The following is a 21,095-nucleotide window of genomic DNA, read 5'->3' on the forward strand; positions in this document are numbered from 1 at the left end:
TTGGAAGTTGAGCTGGCTAAAGCACAGGCAACTGTGGTTGAACAGCAGGATTCAGTGTTGCGCGCCAAAGCGGAAGCAGAAAATGCCCGTCGCCGCGCAGAAGGCGAAGTAGATAAAGCTAAGAAGTTCGCTTTAGAGCGTTTTGCCGGAGAGTTGTTACCTGTTATCGACAACCTGGAGCGCGCGTTACAGGCTTCTGATAATGCCAGTGACGAAATGAAGCCAATTTTGGAAGGTGTTGAACTTACCCACAAATCATTTGTGGCAACAGTGCAAAAATTTGGTTTGGAAGTTATCGATCCGCAAGGACAACCTTTTAATCCGGAACTGCATCAGGCTATGTCTATGCAGGAATCCGCGGACGTTGCACCAAATACAGTAATCGCTGTGATGCAGAAGGGCTACCAGTTAAATGGTCGTCTGGTGAGACCGGCTATGGTAGCTGTTTCTCGCGCTGCTTCCGACGGTGTAAATACCGAAGCGTAAAAAAAATGCAAAAAACTGGGTTCGGCTTTGTTGAAAAAACGCTGAGCAACCCTATTAAAAATACAGTTTTAAAGAATTTTAAGTTGGAGACATCCTGATGGGTAAAATCATTGGTATCGACCTGGGTACTACAAACTCATGTGTTGCAGTACTGGACGGTGACAAAGCAAAAGTTATTGAAAATGCGGAAGGGGATCGCACAACTCCCTCCATCATCGCTTATACACAAGATGGTGAAACCTTAGTTGGTCAGCCAGCTAAACGTCAGGCGGTGACAAACCCGAAAAATACCTTATTCGCTATCAAGCGTTTAATTGGTCGTCGTTTCGAAGATGCTGAGGTTCAGCGCGACATCGACATCATGCCTTATGAAATTGTTAAGGCTGATAACGGTGATGCATGGGTTGCAGCCAAAGGCGAAAAGATGGCACCACCTCAGGTATCTGCTGAAGTGCTGAAGAAAATGAAGAAAACAGCAGAAGATTATCTGGGTGAGCCAGTAACTGGTGCGGTAATCACTGTTCCTGCTTACTTCAACGATTCTCAGCGTCAGGCCACTAAAGATGCTGGTCGTATCGCAGGTTTAGAAGTTAAACGTATTATCAACGAGCCAACTGCTGCGGCACTGGCTTATGGTATGGACAAGAAGAAAGGCGACAACATTGTTGCTGTTTATGACTTAGGTGGTGGTACCTTCGATATTTCAATCATCGAGATTGATGAAGTTGAAGGCGAGCACACTTTCGAAGTACTGGCCACAAACGGTGATACTCACTTAGGTGGTGAAGATTTCGATAACCGTGTTATCACTTACCTGGTAGACGAGTTTAAGAAAGATCAGGGTATCGATCTGCGCAAAGATCCATTAGCGATGCAGCGTCTGAAAGAAGCGGGTGAAAAAGCCAAGATTGAATTGTCTTCTGCGCAACAAACAGAAGTTAACTTGCCTTACATCACAGCTGATGCCTCTGGTCCTAAACACTTAGTTATCAAGGTAACACGTGCCAAGTTAGAGTCTTTAGTTGAAGACATGGTTAAGAAGTCTCTTGAGCCGGTTAAACAAGCTCTTGCGGATGCTGACCTGTCAGTTTCTGAGATTCACGACATCATACTGGTGGGTGGTCAGACACGTATGCCTCTGGTACAGAAATACGTAACTGAGTTCTTCGGCAAAGAAGCACGTAAGGACGTGAACCCGGATGAAGCGGTAGCCGTAGGTGCAGCGATTCAGGGCGGCGTACTAGCCGGTGAAGTAAAAGACGTATTGTTACTTGACGTAACGCCACTATCTCTGGGTATCGAAACTATGGGCGGCGTGATGACGCCACTGATTGAGAAAAACACCACGATTCCTACTAAGAAATCGCAAACGTTCTCAACCGCTGATGACAACCAGGCAGCAGTAACGGTACACGTACTGCAGGGTGAGCGTAAGCAAGCTTCTGGTAATAAGTCTCTGGGTCAGTTTAACCTGGAAGGTATTCGTCCGGCACGTCGTGGTGAACCACAAATCGAAGTTACTTTCGATATCGATGCTGACGGTATCTTGCACGTATCTGCGAAAGATAAAGATACTGGCAAAGAGCAGAAGATCACTATCCAGGCTTCTTCTGGTCTGAGTGATGAAGAAGTGGAAAAAATGGTACGTGACGCCGAAGACAATGCGGCGGAAGATAAGAAGTTCGAAGAACTGGTATCGGCACGTAACCAGGCTGACGCTATGATTCACGGCACCAAGAAGCAGTTGGAAGAGTCTGGTGACGCGTTAAGTGCAGAAGACAAATCTGCGATTGAAACCGCACTTTCTGCGCTGGAAACAGCGGCAAAAGGCGAAGACAAAGCGGAAATCGAAGCCAAGACTCAGGAGCTAATCCAGGCGTCTGGCAAGCTGATGGAAGCCGCACAGACTGCGCAAGCGGCCGAAGCTGCTGCCGGTGAAGGTGCTAAGTCATCTGGTAAACCTCAGGACGATGTTGTTGACGCTGAGTTTGAAGAAGTTAAAGACGACAAAAAGTAAGAAAAAGACAGCATCAGAATTGTGATGCTGTTACTTGAAACATGGGCGCACCTCAGACTGCGCCCTTGTTTGTGTTAACAGGTTTACTATCTGAAACGGAAATCTGTTCAAGATTTCTGAAGCAAGGTTAAAGACGGGACATATTATCTCCATGTCAAAAAGAGATTATTACGAAGTACTCGGTGTCAGTAAAAGCGCCGAAGAACGCGAAATTAAGAAGGCATATAAGCGCCTGGCAATGAAATATCACCCTGACCGTACGTCGGGCGATAAAGAACTGGAAGAGAAGTTCAAAGAAATCCAGGAAGCTTATGAAATCCTGTGCGATAAAGACAAACGCGCTGCCTATGATCAGTTTGGTCATGCCGGTGTTGATCCTAATCGCGGGGCAGGAGCCGGTGCGGCTGACTTCGGTGATATTTTTGGCGATGTGTTTGGTGATATCTTCGGTGGTGGCCGTGGTGGCGGTCGTCGACGTGCCAGACAGGGCGCTGATTTGCGCTACAACCTGGAAATGTCGTTAGAAGATGCCGTCAGAGGTAAATCAGTCGAAATCAAGGTACCCACCCTGGTATCCTGTGATTCTTGCGACGGTTCAGGGGCTAAAAAAGGTACTTCACCGACAACCTGTCCCACCTGTCACGGTAACGGCCAGGTACAGATGCGTCAGGGCTTTTTTGCGGTTCAGCAAACCTGTCCTACCTGTTCCGGTAAAGGCAAAATCATTTCAGATCCCTGCCGCAAGTGTCATGGACATGGTCGCGTAGAAGAAACCAAAACCTTGTCGGTTAAGATTCCTGCAGGCGTGGATACGGGTGACAGAATTCGTCTTTCCGGTGAAGGTGAAGCCGGAGAAGCGGGTGCACCTCCTGGTGATTTATATGTTCAGGTAAATGTGCGCGATCATGAAATCTTTGTTCGCGACGAAAACAACCTGTACTGTGAAGTTCCGCTGAGCTTTACCATGGCAGCCTTAGGTGGCGAACTGGAAGTACCTACTCTGGATGGTCAGGTTAAGTTGAAGATACCGGCGGAAACTCAAACTGGTAAAATGTTCCGGTTGCGTGGCAAAGGCGTTAAATCAGTACGTAGTGGCGCTGTGGGTGATTTGATGTGTAAGGTATTGGTGGAAACGCCGGTAAACCTGAATAGCCGTCAAATCGAGCTGTTAAAAGAATTTGATTCAACGATGGATTCCGAAAAGGAAAAGTATCGTCCAAAGGAAAAAGGCTTTTTCGACAGCGTTAAACAGTTTTTTGATGATCTGAAAGGCTAAAGACTAATCGAACCGGATTAATGTTGAGAAAACCCTCTTTTTTGGAGGGTTTTTTGTTTTCAGGCCTTTATTAACTGGCTTTTAACGTTTTTAATAAGGCATACCTTCCAAAAACTAATACAACAGGTTAACTATGAAAAAAATTATCGCGCTAATGCTCTCGTTTTCGCTACTTTCTTCAGTGGCAATTGCCGAAGAGGAAGCGGCTTCTGTTAAAGAAGCCCGTAACGCGCTTAAGTTCAGACAATCTTTATTTCAGCTGATTCGCAGCAACATGGGAGATTTAGGCGCCATGGCGAAGGGGGTTAAACCTTTTGATGCGGCGGTGATGGAAAAAAACGGCATGCGCTTGGAGCAATTAAGTTTAATGATTGCTGACTACCTGGCCACAGATACCAGAGAGCATAAACTGGAAACCGATGCTTTAGACAAAATCTGGGAAGAGCCTGACAACTTCAACGAAAAAATTCAGGCGTTAACTACCGCTGCGCAACGATTACAGGCTGTTGCAAAAGCCGGAGATGAATCCCAGTTTCGCTCCGCCATCGGTGGTGTTGGTAAAAGCTGTAAAGGCTGCCACGACGTGTTTAAGGCTGAGTAAGCAAATTATACCTAGGCTGATTAGCTCAGGTTTTTCCAAATACCTGAGTTTGACAGCCATATTGATAATCAAACCTGAATTTACCGGCTCTGAATAGCAGTGAATAATGACCAAATGGCGTATGCGTTGTCAGCAGTAATCTGAGTTTATTTGAGTAATCCGCTTGCCAAGACTTCGAAGGCGTCTATTGCTCTGGGTAGAATTTCTTCAGGATTATCACTGGCTGCCACCCATAGCGCTGCATTGAGTGCTGCGCCATTAAGTAGCCTCGAGATTGCTTCTACATCTACCGGTTTTAAATGGCCGGAATCAACCAAATTACTAACGGTGTTAATCGTTGATTGCAGACAGCTACTTTGGCTTGGCCATTGCGATGGATCACCTAAAAATGCAGGGCCGTCTAGCAGAACGATTCGCTGAACTTCAGGGACCATAGCCATTTCAATGTAGGCTTTACCTTCCGCCATCAGGCCTTCCCATGCACCATCAACCACAGTGGCTTTAGCCTTGGCTTTCGCAGCCATTTCAGAATCAATTTGCTCAACTACTGCAGCGAGTAGGCCGATTTTATCACCAAAGTTATGATATAGCGCTCCACGTGTTAACCCTACGCTGGACGTTAACTCGTCCATAGATGCAGCGGCAAACCCTTTTTCTGCAAAAGCCGCCCTGGCGGCTGAAATCATTTTGGCCCGATTTTCGACCATTTTCTCTAATCGTTTATTCATTTTTTTACTAATCCATTCATATACGATATGTATGTGAAATTGACATACGGCGTGTATGTTAATTATATTCACATACGCTACGTATGTGAGGTTGAGAGTTACTCACTGACCACAGACTCTGTTGTAGTCAAACCTATATCGATTTATAAATATTTTGGAGATTTTGCAATGTCAAAACGCAATGCTATTTATCCTGCCGAATCTTACCGCCATGCACTTTATGATGCACATGGTTATTCAGCGGCAATAAAGTCAGGGGAATTACTTTTTGTATCCGGACAGGTAGGCAGCCATGTTGACGGAAGCCCTGAGCCTGATTTTAAGAAACAAGTTGAGTTGGCGTTCGAAAACTTAAACAGTGTTTTAGCCTCGGCTGGATGTACGTTTGACGACATCGTTGATGTTACAACTTTCCATACCGATCCGGAAAAGCAATTTCCTGACATTATGCAGGTGAAGGAAGAGATATTCCACTCTAAGCCTTATCCCAACTGGACTGCCGTAGGGGTGACCTGGTTATCAGGATTTGACTTCGAAATTAAAGTGATTGCAAAAATTCCGTAAAACCAACCTGAAAACGAGGCTCCTTTGTTCGTCACGGTATTGAGGTAGTCGTAAGTTTAATTAATTCTGAAGAGAACGTTTGTGGCATTCGGTGAGTTGAATTGTGGCCGGATAGGTTTCACAATCCCTCACATGAAATGCCATGAATGTACTTATGCGGCTAATACTGCCCTGATCTTAAACAGGAGACGGGTAGTTCACAAAGAGAATAAAGAGGACAATCTGTTGCACATTACTCGTTTTGCTTAGGTGATTCACACTGGCAATCAATAATAGTCATCGAGGCTCGCCTCAGGCGCAAGGGTAATCAAAACATAAAAAATTGCTGCTGCTATCAACAGCATAACCAGTGCCAGCCACAATTTTGAAGACGCAATGCTTTGCTCTTCGTCAATCATTTTCTTGCCATTGATCATGGCCATGATCAGATTATTTTTCCTGAACAATAAATAGTAGAAGGCGGCGGCAATGTGAATGGCGGCCGCAATCTGAATCAAAGTGAACAGGTTGTGGTGAGCCCAGTCAGCTAAGTCCTGATACTCAGCACTTAAAGCACTTCGCCAGGGGCCATCGGTAAAGATCTCGTCGCTGGTAAACAAACCACTAATGGCTTGCAGTAGCACTGCCAACATCAACAATAACGCCATATAACCACCTAGTGGCGTATGTCCCGGACTATCCTGTTGTTGTCTGATTGAGCTAATCGCTTTAATTGGAGAAACAATAAACTGTTTAAACAGGGCGTAACGGGTACCGAAAACACCCCACAAAATCCGAAACAGAATTAACCCCAGTACAAAATAACCGAGATAAAAATGCCAGGTGAGCCAATCATCCCCTTGCTCACCGGTAAACCATAGACCGGCTAAAGCTAAGACCAAAAGCCAATGAAACAGCCGAACCGGCAGGTCCCAAACCAGTAACGATTTTTTATTATTTGGATTCATTCTCTTTCCATATACCAATCCCACTAAATATTTGACCAACTCAGTGGGAATTGAAACGCGTTTAGGCAAGGCAGATGTTTACAGGTTTAGTGGTTCTAAATCAAGAGCATCTAACGTAGCATAAATGCGTTTCAAACCCATCTTCGACGTTGCTCAGAGCCGCGATCTCTTTGTTGCGTGACGTTTGCAAGACCACCAGTATTACTTCAGTCACGCGCCTTGACCTCGCGGCTCTGAGACAAACGCTGAGTGATTAAATATTTAGTGGGATTGGTATTACTTCCTCCCAGCGCCCAAGTCTAACGTATTTCTGTGGTTTTTTAACTTCGGTTAATGTCAGGTATTTTGATTGATATTATAGCCTTTTGTTCTCATGCATTTATGGAAAATACAGCGCTAAAACGCTAGTATCGGCAGCAAATTATGTAGCAGAGAGTAAACCGGTGAGTCTGGTAAACAGTGGAATATTTGGTGCCAATGGGCGTATGGGCAGGGCGTTGATTGAAGCCCATTTGCAGGAACAAGATATCAACCTCAATTATGCACATGTCAGAGCGTCGTCAAAATGGCAGGGATTTGATATTGGCGAGTTGGCAGGCACAGCTAAGCAGGGCATATTAACGACTTCTGATAGCAGTCAATTACCCGTTGATGTGATGATAGACTTTACGCTGCCAGAAGCGCTGGCAGCGAATCTGGAATTATGTGTGGCACAGCAGCGTCCGGTTGTAGTCGGAACTACCGGACTTGATGAACAGCAAAAAACGTTGATTGCAGAAGCTGCGCAGTCAGTTCCAGTGGTATTTGCCGCGAATATGAGTATTGGCGTAAATCTGTTATTTAATCTGGTACGCCAGACCGCAAGGGTAATGGGGCAGACTGCTGATATCGAAATTTGGGAAGCTCATCATCGCTTTAAAAAAGACGCACCTTCAGGCACCGCTGTGGCGATTGGTGAAGTGATTGCAGACGAACTGGGGCGGGATTTAAACGAGTGCGCTGTCTATGGCCGTGAAGGCGACACAGGTGAACGTGATCCACAGACTATTGGCTTTGCCACCATCCGTGCCGGCGATATCGTCGGCGAGCATACCGCCATGTTTGCAGAGTTGGGTGAGCGTATAGAGTTGACCCACAGAGCGTCTAGTCGCTTAACCTTCGCCAAAGGTGCAGTCAGGGCTGCTAAGTGGCTTGTAAACCAGCCAGTTGGGCTTTATGACATGCAAGATGTTTTAGGCTTAAAAGGCTAAAACAAGCATGTTTATGAAATGTTAACTGGAATTTTTGACCGTTTGGATAGGAAAACGTGTTAAAGGCCTTAAAAGGATAAAAAACCAAATTAAATATGGACCAATTTGCGATGTTGCTCTACAATACGCGGAATTTGCCATAAATTTAGGTTGAACCTAAGTTGTACTCAAAAAAATATCAGTTTAGCCAGAAAAACGGGATGTGAATAAGTTTAGTAATAAGCTTAGAAACAGCCCGTTTTTTATGGGTGTTTGGCAGACTGGCTACGTTAATATTACCGCATTTGGGAGGTTATCTTGACGCATTCAGCGCTACTTGTACTTGCAGACGGCTCTGTCTTTAAAGGCACTGCATTTGGAGCCGAAGGTATTTCAGTTGGAGAAGTGGTATTTAACACTTCGATGACGGGATATCAGGAAATTCTTACTGATCCCTCCTACGCGGAACAAATTGTCACTTTAACCTATCCACATATAGGTAACACAGGTGTCAATTCAGAAGACGAAGAATCTGAACAAATCTGGGCTAAGGGGCTTATCATTCGTGACTTGCCACTCGTTACCAGCAATTTCCGCAGCGAACAATCATTATCTGACTATTTAAAAGCGCGAAATGTATTGGGTATCGCGGATATTGATACACGACGCCTGACCCGTATTCTGCGTGATAAAGGCGCACAAAACGGCTGTATTATCACCGGAGCAGATCTGGATGAAGCGAAGGCCTTAAAAATGGCTCAGGAATTCCCTGGCCTGAAGGGTATGGACCTGGCGAAAGTGGTTTCAGTTAAAGAAAAGTACGAGTGGAAAGAAGGCGTATGGGAGCTAGGGAAGGGGCATTCTGAGTTACAAGAAAACCCAGACTTTCACGTGGTTGCCTACGATTTCGGTGTAAAGCGTAATATTTTGCGTATGTTGGTAGCCCGAGGTTGTAAATTAACGGTAGTGCCAGCGCAAACTTCTGCTGAAGAAGTATTAGCGTTAAATCCAGACGGCGTATTTTTATCCAACGGTCCTGGTGACCCAGAGCCTTGTGATTATGCCATCAAAGCAATTCAACAAATTCTTGAGACTGATATTCCGGTGTTCGGTATTTGTTTAGGGCATCAGTTGTTAGGTTTAGCATCGGGTGCGACTACTGAGAAAATGAAATTCGGTCATCACGGCGCAAACCATCCGGTAAAAGACCACAAACGTGGTGTGGTCATGATCACCAGCCAGAATCACGGTTTTGCCATTTCAGAAAGTAACTTGCCTGATAATCTGGAAGTCACTCATACCTCTTTGTTTGATGGCTCAATGCAGGGTATTCATCGCAATGACAAAGCTGCCTTTGGTTTTCAGGGACACCCTGAAGCCAGCCCGGGACCTCATGACGCCGCGCCGTTATTCGACCACTTTATTGAACTCATGCAAGCACGTAAGTAACAGGATCTGACAATGCCAAAACGTAACGACATACAAAGTATTTTGATTCTGGGCGCAGGCCCAATCGTCATCGGTCAGGCTTGTGAATTCGATTATTCGGGTGCTCAGGCGTGTAAAGCCCTTCGCGAAGAAGGCTATCGGGTAATTCTGGTTAACTCCAATCCTGCCACTATCATGACAGATCCGGAAATGGCTGATGCAACCTACATCGAGCCAATTCACTGGGAAGTGGTCAGAAACATTATTGCCAAAGAACGCCCTGATGCGGTGTTACCCACCATGGGTGGTCAGACAGCACTGAACTGTGCTCTGGATCTGGAAAAGCACGGCGTACTGGCTGAATTCAACGTAGAAATGATTGGTGCGACAGCTGATGCCATAGATAAAGCTGAAGATCGCGAGCGCTTCGACAAGGCCATGAAGTCTATTGGCCTTGAGTGTCCTCGCGCAGAGATCGCTCACACGCTGGAAGAAGCCCACGACGTACTAAGCCGAATCGGTTTCCCTTGTATCATTCGTCCATCTTTTACAATGGGTGGAACAGGCGGTGGTATCGCTTATAACGTTGACGAGTTTGAAGAAATTTGTCGTCGCGGTCTGGATCTTTCACCCACTAACGAATTGTTGATTGATGAATCACTGATTGGTTGGAAAGAGTACGAAATGGAAGTGGTGCGTGACAAAAACGACAACTGCATCATTGTCTGTACCATCGAAAACTTTGACCCTATGGGTATTCACACCGGCGACTCCATTACCGTTGCTCCTGCGCAAACCTTAACAGATAAAGAATTTCAGATTATGCGAAATGCCGCCATGGCGGTATTACGTGAAATCGGCGTTGAAACCGGCGGGTCAAACGTACAGTTTGGCGTTAATCCTGAAGACGGACGTTTGGTTATCATCGAAATGAACCCGCGTGTTTCACGTTCATCTGCACTGGCCTCTAAAGCCACGGGTTTCCCGATTGCAAAAGTAGCGGCCAAGCTGGCAGTGGGATATACCCTGGATGAGCTGGCTAACGATATCACCGGCGGGCTGACCCCGGCATCTTTCGAACCTGCGATTGATTATGTGGTTACCAAAATTCCACGTTTTAACTTTGAAAAGTTCTCCGGTGCAAATGACCGCTTGACTACCCAGATGAAATCAGTGGGTGAGGTGATGGCCATTGGCCGCAATCAGCAGGAATCATTGCAAAAAGCATTGCGCGGTTTAGAAATCGGCGTAAATGGCTTTGATCCAATCCTCGACCTGGAAGCGGCAGATGCTAAAAACCAGTTAGTGAGAGAACTCACTGAAGCTGGCGCCGAGCGCATTTTTTACATTGCAGACGCGTTCCGTTTTGGGATGTCAGTGGATGAAGTGTTCAATCTTACCAATATCGACCGATGGTTCCTGGTGCAAATTGAAGACATCGTGAATCTGGAAAACCACATGCAGCATCAAGGCGTTGCTGCCTTAACAGGTGATTTTCTCAGAAAAATTAAGCGCAAAGGTTTTGCCGATGCCCGCATTGCTGATTTAACAAAACTGGCTGAATCTGATGTTCGTGACCTACGGGTTAAGAACCAGGTATTGCCCGTTTACAAGCGAGTTGATACCTGCGCGGCAGAGTTTTCCACTACGACTGCTTACATGTACTCTACCTATGATGAAGAGTGTGAGTCCAATCCATCTGATAAGGATAAAATTGTCGTTTTAGGTGGCGGTCCAAACCGCATCGGTCAGGGTATTGAATTCGATTATTGCTGTGTTCACGCTTCACTGGCGTTGCGTGAAGACGGTTACGAAACCATTATGGTTAACTGTAATCCGGAAACCGTTTCTACTGACTATGATACGTCCGATCGTTTATATTTTGAGCCGGTGACTCTGGAAGATGTATTGGAAATCGTCCGGGTTGAACAGCCTAAGGGCGTTATTGTTCAGTATGGTGGTCAAACACCGCTTAAGCTGGCCAGAGCTTTGGAAGAAGCGGGAGTGCCTATTATTGGTACGCCACCAGATGCCATTGATCGCGCAGAAGATCGCGAGCGCTTCCAGCAGATGGTGCACAAGCTGCAACTGAAACAACCCGCCAATGCGACTGTCAGCAATATGGAACAGGCACTGGCGGAAGCTGAAAACATCGGATTCCCATTGGTAGTACGCCCTTCTTATGTACTGGGTGGTCGCGCAATGGAAATCGTGTACGACATTCAGGATTTAAAACGCTATCTGAATGAAGCCGTGAGTGTATCTAACGATTCTCCGGTACTACTAGATCGATTCCTGGATGATGCCATTGAAGTGGACGTGGATGCTATTTGTGACGGCAAAGACGTAACAATTGGTGGCATTATGGAACACATCGAGCAAGCCGGTGTTCATTCTGGCGACTCTGCCTGTTCACTGCCTTCCTATAGTTTGCCCAAAAAAGTACAGGATGTGATGCGTCAGCAGGTTAAAGACATGGCGCTGGAGCTGGGTGTCATCGGCTTGATGAATACCCAGTTTGCGGTGAAAGATGGTGAGGTTTATCTGATTGAAGTAAATCCTCGTGCCGCCCGGACTGTTCCCTTTGTGTCCAAAGCAACCGGCAAGCCTTTAGCTAAGATTGCCGCGCGTACCATGGTGGGCCAGACGTTGCAGCAGCAAAACGAGATGGAAGAAGTGATCCCGCCTTACTATTCAGTCAAAGAAGTGGTGATCCCCTTTGCGAAATTCCAGGGCGTGGACCCGCTGATCGGCCCTGAAATGCGCTCTACTGGTGAAGTTATGGGGGTTGGCGAAAGCTTTGTTCAGGCATACGCTAAAGCCAACCTGGGCGCAGGAACGCCGTTACCGAAAAAAGGTAAAGTCTTGCTGTCTTTGCGAGATAATGATAAAAATCGCGCTGTAGAACTGGGTAAAGCTATGCTGCAAAAAGGTTTCGCACTGGAAGCCACCAGTGGTACCGCCCGGTTATTGAACAACGCGAATGTCGATTGTGATGTGGTTAACAAGCTGTCTGAAGGCAGACCAAATATTGTTGACGCCATCAAAAACGGCGAATACTGCTACGTAATTAACACGACCGAAGGGCGTCAGGCCATATCTGACTCCGTATACATCCGTAAAGAAGCACTGCTGAATAAAGTAGCTTATACCACCACCATGAACGGGGCTTTTGCCACTATAAACGCTCATGCTTCGGATGATCGCAATGATGTTAATTCTGTACAGGAGTTACATAAGAGAATAACTAAATGAATCAAATTCCGATGACAGCCGAAGGGGCTGAAATGCTAAAGACGGAGTTGCACGAACTGAAAACCGTGAAGCGTCCGCAAATTGTGAATGCAATTGCCGAAGCGCGAGAGCATGGCGATTTGAAAGAGAATGCTGAGTATCACGCCGCCCGTGAACAACAAAGCTTCTGTGAAGGCCGTATTCAGGACATCGAAGGTAAACTGAGTAATGCTCAGATTATTGATGTTAAAAAGATGACCAACAATGGCAAAGTCATTTTCGGAGCCACTGTTACTCTGTTAAACCTGGATACCGATGACGAAACCACGTACCGCATCGTGGGTGATGATGAAGCCGATATCAAGAGTAATCTGATTTCGGTTAATTCACCCATCGCTCGTGGTTTGATTGGTAAGAGCCTGGACGATGTTGCAACCATCCAGACGCCTTCAGGTGCAAAGGAATTCGAGATAATCGAAGTACAATATATCTAAGCAGTTATTTGTTAAGTAAGTTAAAAAGCCGTTCAATATGAACGGCTTTTTTGTAGTTTCTAATCCATAGTTATCAGCGTATAATGCTGTTTTATTTTTCTGATATTTTCAAGGGAATGATGCATGAAAACCCAGTTTGGGATTCTGCCCAAAAGCGTTTGTTCGCTAATCATTGTAATGACTATTTTTTGTGGTTTTATCGCAAAATCTACAGCAGCTACAATTGATATCACTGCCACACCTCGTTCATATTTATTTAGTGACTCAGCAGTTGCTCAATCTATTTTATCAAATGTTAACGTTACTATCAGTGATGATATTGAGTTAGGTGGAGGGTATCTTACGATTGAGGTTATTGAGCATTCAAATAGCGATAATGAGTTCCTCACGTTATATTATAATCACATCTCTTATAACTATGAAGAAACCGCAGGTGGTGAGGTTTACGACGGTGACAACCAGCAGGTTGGCACCCTTGTTGAAAACCTGAGAGAGCCTGGTAACCGTGTATTAATATTACTAAATGAAAATGCTGACGCCAATGACATTGAGTATTTGATTGAGCAAGTTTTATGGGGAGTTTTTGATAACTCTTTTGACTATACCGGAAGTCGTGAAATAAAAGTCAATCTGACAGACGCCAATAATGTTGAAGAAAGTGCCAGCTTTACAACGGAGATTTCCGTTACCCCAAAAAACGTTTTGTTTACATTTGACCCAATTGGTGACGTTTTATTGGATTCCACAACTCGAAGTCAAGCTGGTTCGGTAACTCTTGTTGAATTTGATATCACCCCACCTAAATTTCAATCTGATTTTCCATATTTGTTATTCAATGAATTGATATTTGATATTGAAGGGGATCTGGACTTAGACAATCTCGAATTTATTCTGGAAGGGCCATGGCTTTCGAAGGAGGGAGAATCTTATTACAAGATCGAAAATGAGAAACTGTATCTTCAAAATACTCTTTTTTATGTTAGTGAAGGTAATACAGAGACATTTGAACTGAAAGCTTGGTTTAAAGAGGATGCAAGTATTGTTGATAACGAATCTTTCACTCTTACCATTGACGCCGACCAGGACATCAATTACGTAACTGAAAACGCAACATATTATGTGTTTCCCGGTTTTGCCGCTACTGAAGCAGTTATCTCAGGCAACCTCATTAGTTCAGTGGAAGCGACGGAATTAGATTTTATCCAAATTGCATCAAGCGCCGTATCGGGTGAAGTAATTCAACCTGCCATTAATATTCATGCTACCGATCAATATGGTAATCTGGATACCGATTTCAACGAAGAAGTTACCGTCGCATTGTCTTCATCAGACCCAGGTACCTTATCTGGAACAACGACAGTCAATGCTGTCAATGGCGTAGCAACATTTTCTAATCTGGTCATTACAAATGCAGCGGTTGGAATTGAGAATGCAAGTCTTGTTGCCAGTGCAACAGGTATTTCTGGCACTTACACCGTTCAAACCGCAATTGCGTCAAACACTCAAATTTCGCCAGTTATTTCATTTCCGAATGATGCTGATGTCCCCTCAGTATTTGGCGATAGCGAGGTTATTCAGAAAATTACTTCAGTCAGTATCGGCGATGTAGACAGTCCAAATTTCAATAATGGCTCAGTCACCATATCTTTTGGAGATGGTGTAGTTTTAGATGAGGACTACCTAACATTGTTTTCGGAGTATATTGATGGTAGTGAAAACGGAGCCAGTGTTATCGTCGATGATATTGTTATTGGCCATCTTGCGGCCGCGATAGCTATCCCAGGCGAGTCTTTAGAAGTAGCACTTAATGAAAATGCAACGACCGAGAATATTGCAGAATTGCTCAGTGAAGCACTTAAGTATGGGAATGCCAATTATGATAATCCGACTACAGGCACACGTACCATCCACTATTCACTTTTTGATGGTAATAGTACGCCTGCGTCAGCGCAATTAGAAATAAATGTCGAATTAAAAGACCGAAAAGTAGAATTTATCCCTGTCTCAATAGTTGGTAGCAATGAATTTCCAAGTACAGTAATAACCTCATTTGATACCGGTAAGAAGTTGTTGGAATTTCAGATTGGCATATCTTCTACAAAATTGCCTACGCTGACTATGAATAAAATTGAATTCCAAACATTTGGCACACTCGACCCCAATTTATTGAATTTCTATATTAAAGCGCCTTTTAGTCCACATGGACAAAGATTGTCATATAGTGGTCGATATGAAAATGGTAAGGTAGTCTTTGATTGCTGTTGGTTTTGGGCCAATAACTATGCTGATTTCACATATTCGGTTTTTGCTTCGTTTAAAACTAAGTCAACATCGGCGCTTGAGCTTAATGATGGACAAACGCTTCAGTTAGCCATTGATCCAAACGAAAATATTCAAATACTTGATCTGTATACAAGTGATGCTTACATTCTTTCAAATGAGTTCCCTGCCACTGAAACATTTTACGGAGACACGTTTGTCGCGGAAATTGCCGCATCAAAATTGGACTTCTCAGATATCCCCGCCCAAATTGTTCAAAATACATCAAATGAACTGAGTGTAACTGTGTCTGCTGTGGATCCTGCCGGGCGGACCGATGTTGACTTCGTTGATCAGGTAACGCTTTATGCTGAAGATCAAAATGGCAATCCAGTTACACTTTTGGGCAATACTACGGTGACTGCGGCAAATGGGGTCGCGGTGTTTTCAAATCTTTCTTTGGGTTCATCATTCCCCGATGGCTCTACAATTCGGTTTATGGCTAATGATACTATTGCAGGTGAAGAGGGGGATTTAACAGAGCTCACTTCCTCCAATATCAGAGTTGTACTCGCTGAATCGACACCCACAGTATCACTTTCTTTAAGTGGTTCAGCCTCGAATATAGCTTATATGTCTAATGCGGAAGTGGATACAATTACTATTGTTGCTGAAATTAAAGGAGAAGATGGCAGCCCGGCAACGCTGGATAGCGATGTATCTATACCTTTGGACTTTTCTGGAACCGCTGTTTTAGGAGAGCAGTACCAACTGTCCAACAATGCACTTATTATTTCTGCTGGTGAATCAATAGGCAGTCTTGAACTTTCCTCTATTCAGTATAGTCCTGTGTCAATTGAAAACCACAACTTAAGCATTAGTATTGTGAATGGTCAGCTTTTGAAGCTCAGAGAAGATACTGAACAGCAAGTTCTTGTGTATTTTTTTGACTCAATGTACCCCAATATTTTTTCTGTCGACACTATCACTTTTTCTGGAAAAGAAGACGTAAGCGGAAACATTGATCTGTCTCAACTTGTTTTGGTAAATGAATCTTATGAGGAATCAGTGTTTACAATCCAGGTTGAGCGTGGGGTTATTACTGGTGGTAGTCCTGATAGTTATGACATAACTTACTCTTTATCTGAGGACATGAGAAAAATTGAAATAGGTGGTAGATTTGATGTTATTCAGGCCTACTTGCAGGATCAACAAGCGATCATTTTTAATCCCGATGAGAATGATAATGGCCAGTTACCTATCGAAATATCTTTATCTGAGATTGGTTCTGCAGTTACAGCAGCTGGTAAATTGGAAATTGAAGCGGTCAATGATGCCCCAACCATATCAGGGTCACCCGTTACCAGTATTTTGGAAGGTGAAGATTATTTATTTATTCCAATTAGTACCGATGTAGATAGCACTGACTTAGTTTTTTCAGTGAGCAATTTACCTTATTGGGCACAATTGAATTCTGAAACCGGAGCGATTTCTGGACTAACAGATAATAATGACGCCGGTATTTACAGCGATATAATTTTAACTGTTTCTGATGGAGAATACTCGGCGACCCTACCTGCGTTTAGTATTGAAGTCAGAGACTTAAATTCACCTCCTGTCATTAGCCTGGGAGAGTCTCATTTTGTTTCCTTAAATGAAGACTCACAATCGGTGGTATCCCTGTCTGCCATTGATGAAGATGGCGATCGCCGCGATTGGAGTATTAGCTCACCGGCCATCAATGGTGTAGCCATACTCTCTGGTACTGGTAGGCCGTCCTTAATCTATACACCTGATGCTGATTATTTTGGTACTGACAGTGTCACGGTTGTGGTAACGGATGGAAAGGATAGTGATTCTGTAATCATTGACTACAATGTTGTTTCTGTAAATGACGCACCAGTAATTTCTGGCTCACCAATAGCTGAAATACAGGTGTCAGAAAGCTACCAGTTTACGGCACTTGCAGAAGATATTGATAGTACAAATCTCACTTTTTACGGACAGAATATTCCAGGCTGGTTAAGCCTCAATACTTCAACGGGATTGTTAAGTGGGGTGGCCAGCGAAGCCGACATTGGTCGCTACCTTAACATTGTCATTGGGGTTAGTGATGGCGTTTTGAACAACACTCTACCCGCATTTAATATCGATGTAACGCGCGCAAATGCTCAACCACAATTGTTAGGGCAGCAGATTGAAGTTGATGAAGACAGCGCCATCGTGATCGACCTAAATGGTACAGATAGTGATGGTGACGAGTTAACTTACGAAATTGATTCAAATCCTTTCAATGGCAGCATTACACTCAATAACGAAAGCATCACCTATACACCTAATCCTGATTACTTTGGTGAGGATAATTTTACCGTAACTGTTTCTGATGGCATCGCAACTTCAGAAGCTGCTAACTTTTCGGTGTCAGTTTTAGGCATAAATGATACACCGGTGATAAGAGGTCAACCTACAATATCCATTGATGAAGGGAAGTTTTATTCATTTACCCCTTCTGCAGAAGATCCGGACAACGACGACATTCGTTTTTCGGTGTTGAATAACCCACAATGGCTGGTGTTAAATGAGATTACGGGAGAGTTATCAGGCAATGTGCCACAAGATGCAGAAGGACTCTATCCGGGGATACAGGTAACAGTTTATGACGATGAGTTTTCTCAGTCTTTGGATGGCTTTGATTTAACAGTTATTGGAGTGAATGTCGCACCAATAATTGTATCAGAAGCGCTTGTTTTAGAGGAAGACCAACCGGCACAGCTTAATTTACAAATCAACGATGTCGATGGTGATTCTACTACTGCAAGAGTAGTGAACCAGGGGCAATTGGGCAATGCTCATTTTGCAGGTGCAACACTTCACTATCAACCCTACACAGATGTATTTGGCTCCGATTCGATTACTGTTATGGCAAATGACGGCGACTTGGATTCTTTGCCTGTTACAATTGATATTGAAATTCGACCGGTGAATGACGCGCCTATAGCTAATGACGATACATTTAACTTTATTAAGTCGTCGACAGGTCAGTACTTACTTGATGTGTTAGTTAATGATACTGATGTTGACTTATTGTCAGGAGAGGACCAGTTAACATTGTTCTCAGCAGCGACTAGTTTTGGCAGTGTATATGTTGCAGAAGATAGGTTGCAACTAGATGTTGGAAGTGCATTTAAGGGGCCACTTTCATTACAATATACACTGGTGGATAGTGCAGGAGAAATGAGCTCAGCCAATGCAACCGTGAATGTCTCCGCTGGACCGGGGGATGCTCTGGTTGTTATTACTCCCCCTGATGATATTGAAGTAAACGCTCAGGGCCAGTTCACTTGGGTGGAACCAGGAAAAGCGGTCGCACATGACACATTCGGCAATAAGTTAGATGTTCATTTAAATCGTGAGGACCTATTATTTAGCAGCGGAGCTCATCAAATAGAGTGGCGGGCCAGACTGGATAATGGTGATTTAGTTTCAGCTCTTCAGAAAATCAATGTATGGCCAGTTATTTCTATAGAGGATGAAGTTTATGTCCAGGAAGGGCATCCAGTATCGATTAAAGTGGAGCTAAATGGACTGCCGCCAGAATATCCCGTGATATTGAACTACTCAATTTCCGGTACAGCTGATATTGACGACCATGACTTGTCCGAAGGTGAGTTAATAATAGAAAGTGGAATGGTGGCTTTCATTGATTTTAACATTGCTGAAGATGATGTCGCAGAGGCCGACGAGACTATTGTTGTAACACTGAGAAGTGATGCACAAAATATAGGTAATGACGAATCTATTGTGTTAATCACAGAAAATGAAATGCTACCCAAAGTAGCATTGATTGCAACGCAAAAAGGTGTACCGAAATCAATTGTTGAACAAAATGCAGAAAACCTGGTTGTCAGCGCTAAAATTTCATCAGTAATTTCTGGAGACAGGGAAAGCATTCAATGGTTTTTAAATGGAACAGTACTTCAAGATGAAACAAGTTCTGTTCTTGAGCTGAATCCCATGGAGATGGAAATGGGAGTCAATAAAATTGCTGTTGTGGTGACATCTGCAGTTGCCCCTTCTGTGAAAAACGAGACTGAAACATTTATAAATTTAGTTACATCATATCCTGCTCTTTCACATGCAGATAGCGATGGCGATTCAATTCCGGATTTAATGGAAGGATTCCTGGATTCTGACTCAGATGGGATTGCTGATTATCTGGATTCGACAAATTCTTGTAGTCTGATTCAACTAACTTCCCACGCTCAGGAATACATCTTTGCTGAGACTTTAACTGGCGAGTGCATAGTTCTGGGTGAGCATGCTATTGAAGACGGAGCAGACGGAATTGCTTTGAATAGTGAATTAGTTACCTCAGCAACAGAATCTCAAGACTTTACTGCTATTTCTTCTGCTGTGGACTTTCGGGTCAATGAAATAGCAAGGTTTGGAGGGACCTCCGAAATTGTAATACCACTTGATTCTGAGATTGCTACTGGTGCCTGGTATCGACAGTTCAATTCGACAGTTGGTTGGCATGACTTTTTGTTATCTGCAAATGATCAAATATATACAGCTAACCAGGTTAACGGGGTTTGCCCTTCTGTTCGTGATAGCAGTTGGAAACCCGGAGTGTTGAGCGGGTACCAATGTCTCAAGTTGGCAATTCAAGATGGAGGGAGTAATGATATGGATGGACTACAAAATTATGCTGTCGCTAGTTTGGGGTATATTGGCTTACCAAAAGGAAGTAATATGCCTCCGGTAGCGAATGATGATGCTTATGTCATACGGCAAGGTGTCACCACGTTGTTTGACTTATTGGCAAATGATATCGACCCCGAAGGTATGCCTTTGCAAATACTTGAAATTGCATCTTTACACGGTGAAATCGGATTGATTGACGCTACAACAGTTCAATATCATTCCCCAAATAAATTCAGTGGTACAGACAGGTTGAATTATAAAATTGTTGACGATATGGGGGCTTCGGATAGCGGTTTTGTAACGTTGACTATTAGCGAGAATCAAGCACCTGTTGCAATCTCAGAACAATTTGAAGTGCGATTTAATAGCGAGTCATTGTTTCCGGTATTGGATAATGACTATGATTTAGATGGTGATTCAATTTCAGTGGTTAGTGCTTCCGCAAAATTAGGGATTGCAGAAGTTCAACAAAATGGCTTTGGAATTAGGTATACAGCCCCTGAATGTTGTGGCGGATTAGATAGCATTAGATACACGATTCAGGATGAGTTTGGAGGAATATCCATTGGTTACGTAACCATCAGGCTAATTGAAGACGACGGTAACTAGCAAAAAGCAGAATAATTCGCCCCAGAATGGGGCGAATCCTTTTATTTTACTTTCGGCAATTCGATCTTTTTCTCTTCCGACTGCTTGTAGAGTACCAACATGTGACCGATGGTTTGCACTTTAACTGCCCCAGATTCGCGAACGATAGCGTCCATTATCAGGTTTTTTTCTTCCCGGTCTTCAGACGGAACTCTGACTTTAATTAGTTCGTGATGCGCCAGGGCTGCATCAATTTCAGCCATTACCCCTTCGGTCAGACCATTCCCACCTAAAAGTACCACTGGCTTAAGACTGTGAGCCAATCCCTTCAGGTGTTGTTTTTGTTTGTTTGTCAGTTGCATAAAACTCTCTGTATTAGCTATTCCCGTCAAAAAATTTTGCGAGATTTAAATGTGATTAATATTGCTTATAGATTACCACATTCCTTATTTAGCAATAAAAAAATTGTCGATCTCTTACAAGAAAACGAGCAAAACCGGAAGCACATTGAGGATAAAAAATATACTAAAGTACTATTTT

Annotated in this window: 13 protein-coding genes; 10 read left to right on the forward strand and 3 right to left on the reverse strand. The window is 43.9% G+C overall.

Features of this window, described 5'->3' with window-relative positions:
• The 4 genes from grpE to LJ740_RS18425 all read left to right on the forward strand — a co-directional run.
• Positions 1–486 (forward strand): nucleotide exchange factor GrpE (gene grpE, locus LJ740_RS18410; RefSeq protein WP_229530604.1); only part of this gene is annotated, 486 nt, incomplete at its 5' end.
• Between the two features lie 97 nt (positions 487–583).
• Positions 584–2,503 carry a molecular chaperone DnaK gene (gene dnaK / locus LJ740_RS18415; RefSeq protein ID WP_229530605.1) on the forward strand — a complete coding sequence of 640 codons (1,920 nt, stop codon included), beginning with the start codon at positions 584–586 and terminating at the stop codon, positions 2,501–2,503.
• Between the two features lie 151 nt (positions 2,504–2,654).
• Positions 2,655–3,779 carry a molecular chaperone DnaJ gene (dnaJ, locus tag LJ740_RS18420; RefSeq protein WP_229530606.1) on the forward strand — a complete coding sequence of 375 codons (1,125 nt, stop codon included), beginning with the start codon at positions 2,655–2,657 and terminating at the stop codon, positions 3,777–3,779.
• A 133-nt stretch (positions 3,780–3,912) separates the two neighbouring features.
• The gene (locus LJ740_RS18425; RefSeq protein WP_229530607.1) at positions 3,913–4,380 is read left to right on the forward strand and encodes a c-type cytochrome; all 468 of its coding nucleotides are present in this window, start codon (positions 3,913–3,915) and stop codon (positions 4,378–4,380) included.
• Positions 4,381–4,526: 146 nt separating this feature from the next.
• Here the strand turns inward: LJ740_RS18425 and LJ740_RS18430 are convergent, their stop codons facing one another.
• Positions 4,527–5,108, reverse strand: coding sequence for a TetR/AcrR family transcriptional regulator (locus LJ740_RS18430; RefSeq protein ID WP_229530608.1), 582 nt, complete (start codon positions 5,106–5,108; stop codon positions 4,527–4,529).
• Between the two features lie 168 nt (positions 5,109–5,276).
• On the opposite strand from LJ740_RS18430, the gene LJ740_RS18435 reads away from it, so the two are divergent.
• Positions 5,277–5,672, forward strand: a complete 396-nt coding sequence (locus LJ740_RS18435; protein WP_229530609.1) for a RidA family protein — start codon at positions 5,277–5,279, stop codon at positions 5,670–5,672.
• Between the two features lie 266 nt (positions 5,673–5,938).
• Here the strand turns inward: LJ740_RS18435 and LJ740_RS18440 are convergent, their stop codons facing one another.
• Entirely contained in the window at positions 5,939–6,619 is a 681-nt protein-coding gene (locus tag LJ740_RS18440) for a cytochrome b/b6 domain-containing protein (RefSeq protein ID WP_229530610.1), read from the reverse strand.
• A 449-nt stretch (positions 6,620–7,068) separates the two neighbouring features.
• Here LJ740_RS18440 and dapB point away from each other — a divergent pair, with 449 nt between their 5' ends.
• The 5 genes from dapB to LJ740_RS18465 all read left to right on the forward strand — a co-directional run bounded on the left by dapB (position 7,069) and on the right by LJ740_RS18465 (position 20,576).
• Positions 7,069–7,869 (forward strand): 4-hydroxy-tetrahydrodipicolinate reductase, encoded by an 801-nt coding sequence (dapB, locus tag LJ740_RS18445; RefSeq protein WP_267498361.1) that lies wholly within the window; start codon positions 7,069–7,071, stop codon positions 7,867–7,869.
• Between the two features lie 297 nt (positions 7,870–8,166).
• Positions 8,167–9,297, forward strand: a complete 1,131-nt coding sequence (gene carA, locus LJ740_RS18450; protein ID WP_229530611.1) for a glutamine-hydrolyzing carbamoyl-phosphate synthase small subunit — start codon at positions 8,167–8,169, stop codon at positions 9,295–9,297.
• Between the two features lie 12 nt (positions 9,298–9,309).
• A complete protein-coding gene (gene carB / locus LJ740_RS18455) occupies positions 9,310–12,531 on the forward strand; it encodes a carbamoyl-phosphate synthase large subunit (protein WP_229530612.1) in 3,222 nt (1,073 codons plus the stop codon).
• Positions 12,528–13,004: a transcription elongation factor GreA gene (greA, locus tag LJ740_RS18460; RefSeq protein WP_229530613.1), complete on the forward strand. Its 477-nt coding sequence runs from the start codon at positions 12,528–12,530 to the stop codon at positions 13,002–13,004. The genes carB and greA overlap by 4 nt, the downstream gene beginning before the upstream one ends.
• 123 nt (positions 13,005–13,127) lie before the next feature.
• Complete coding sequence (locus LJ740_RS18465) at positions 13,128–20,576, forward strand: Ig-like domain-containing protein (protein ID WP_229530614.1); 7,449 nt, start codon at positions 13,128–13,130, stop codon at positions 20,574–20,576.
• Positions 20,577–20,617: 41 nt separating this feature from the next.
• Here the strand turns inward: LJ740_RS18465 and yhbY are convergent, their stop codons facing one another.
• A complete protein-coding gene (gene yhbY / locus LJ740_RS18470) occupies positions 20,618–20,917 on the reverse strand; it encodes a ribosome assembly RNA-binding protein YhbY (protein ID WP_229530615.1) in 300 nt (99 codons plus the stop codon).
• Positions 20,918–21,095: the final 178 nt, after the last annotated feature.

The organism is Planctobacterium marinum, assembly GCF_020687805.1.
Classification (GTDB): domain Bacteria; phylum Pseudomonadota; class Gammaproteobacteria; order Enterobacterales; family Alteromonadaceae; genus Planctobacterium; species Planctobacterium marinum.

Bases quoted from the DNA above. Each gene is read 5' to 3' on its own strand.
- dnaK (WP_229530605.1), top strand. From the start codon at position 584: ATGGGTAAAATCATTGGTATCGACCTGGGTACTACAAACTCATGTGTT.
- dnaJ (WP_229530606.1), top strand. From the start codon at position 2,655: ATGTCAAAAAGAGATTATTACGAAGTACTCGGTGTCAGTAAAAGCGCC.
- LJ740_RS18425 (WP_229530607.1), top strand. From the start codon at position 3,913: ATGAAAAAAATTATCGCGCTAATGCTCTCGTTTTCGCTACTTTCTTCA.
- LJ740_RS18430 (WP_229530608.1), bottom strand. From the start codon at position 5,108: ATGAATAAACGATTAGAGAAAATGGTCGAAAATCGGGCCAAAATGATT.
- LJ740_RS18435 (WP_229530609.1), top strand. From the start codon at position 5,277: ATGTCAAAACGCAATGCTATTTATCCTGCCGAATCTTACCGCCATGCA.
- LJ740_RS18440 (WP_229530610.1), bottom strand. From the start codon at position 6,619: ATGAATCCAAATAATAAAAAATCGTTACTGGTTTGGGACCTGCCGGTT.
- carB (WP_229530612.1), top strand. From the start codon at position 9,310: ATGCCAAAACGTAACGACATACAAAGTATTTTGATTCTGGGCGCAGGC.
- greA (WP_229530613.1), top strand. From the start codon at position 12,528: ATGAATCAAATTCCGATGACAGCCGAAGGGGCTGAAATGCTAAAGACG.
- LJ740_RS18465 (WP_229530614.1), top strand. From the start codon at position 13,128: ATGAAAACCCAGTTTGGGATTCTGCCCAAAAGCGTTTGTTCGCTAATC.
- yhbY (WP_229530615.1), bottom strand. From the start codon at position 20,917: ATGCAACTGACAAACAAACAAAAACAACACCTGAAGGGATTGGCTCAC.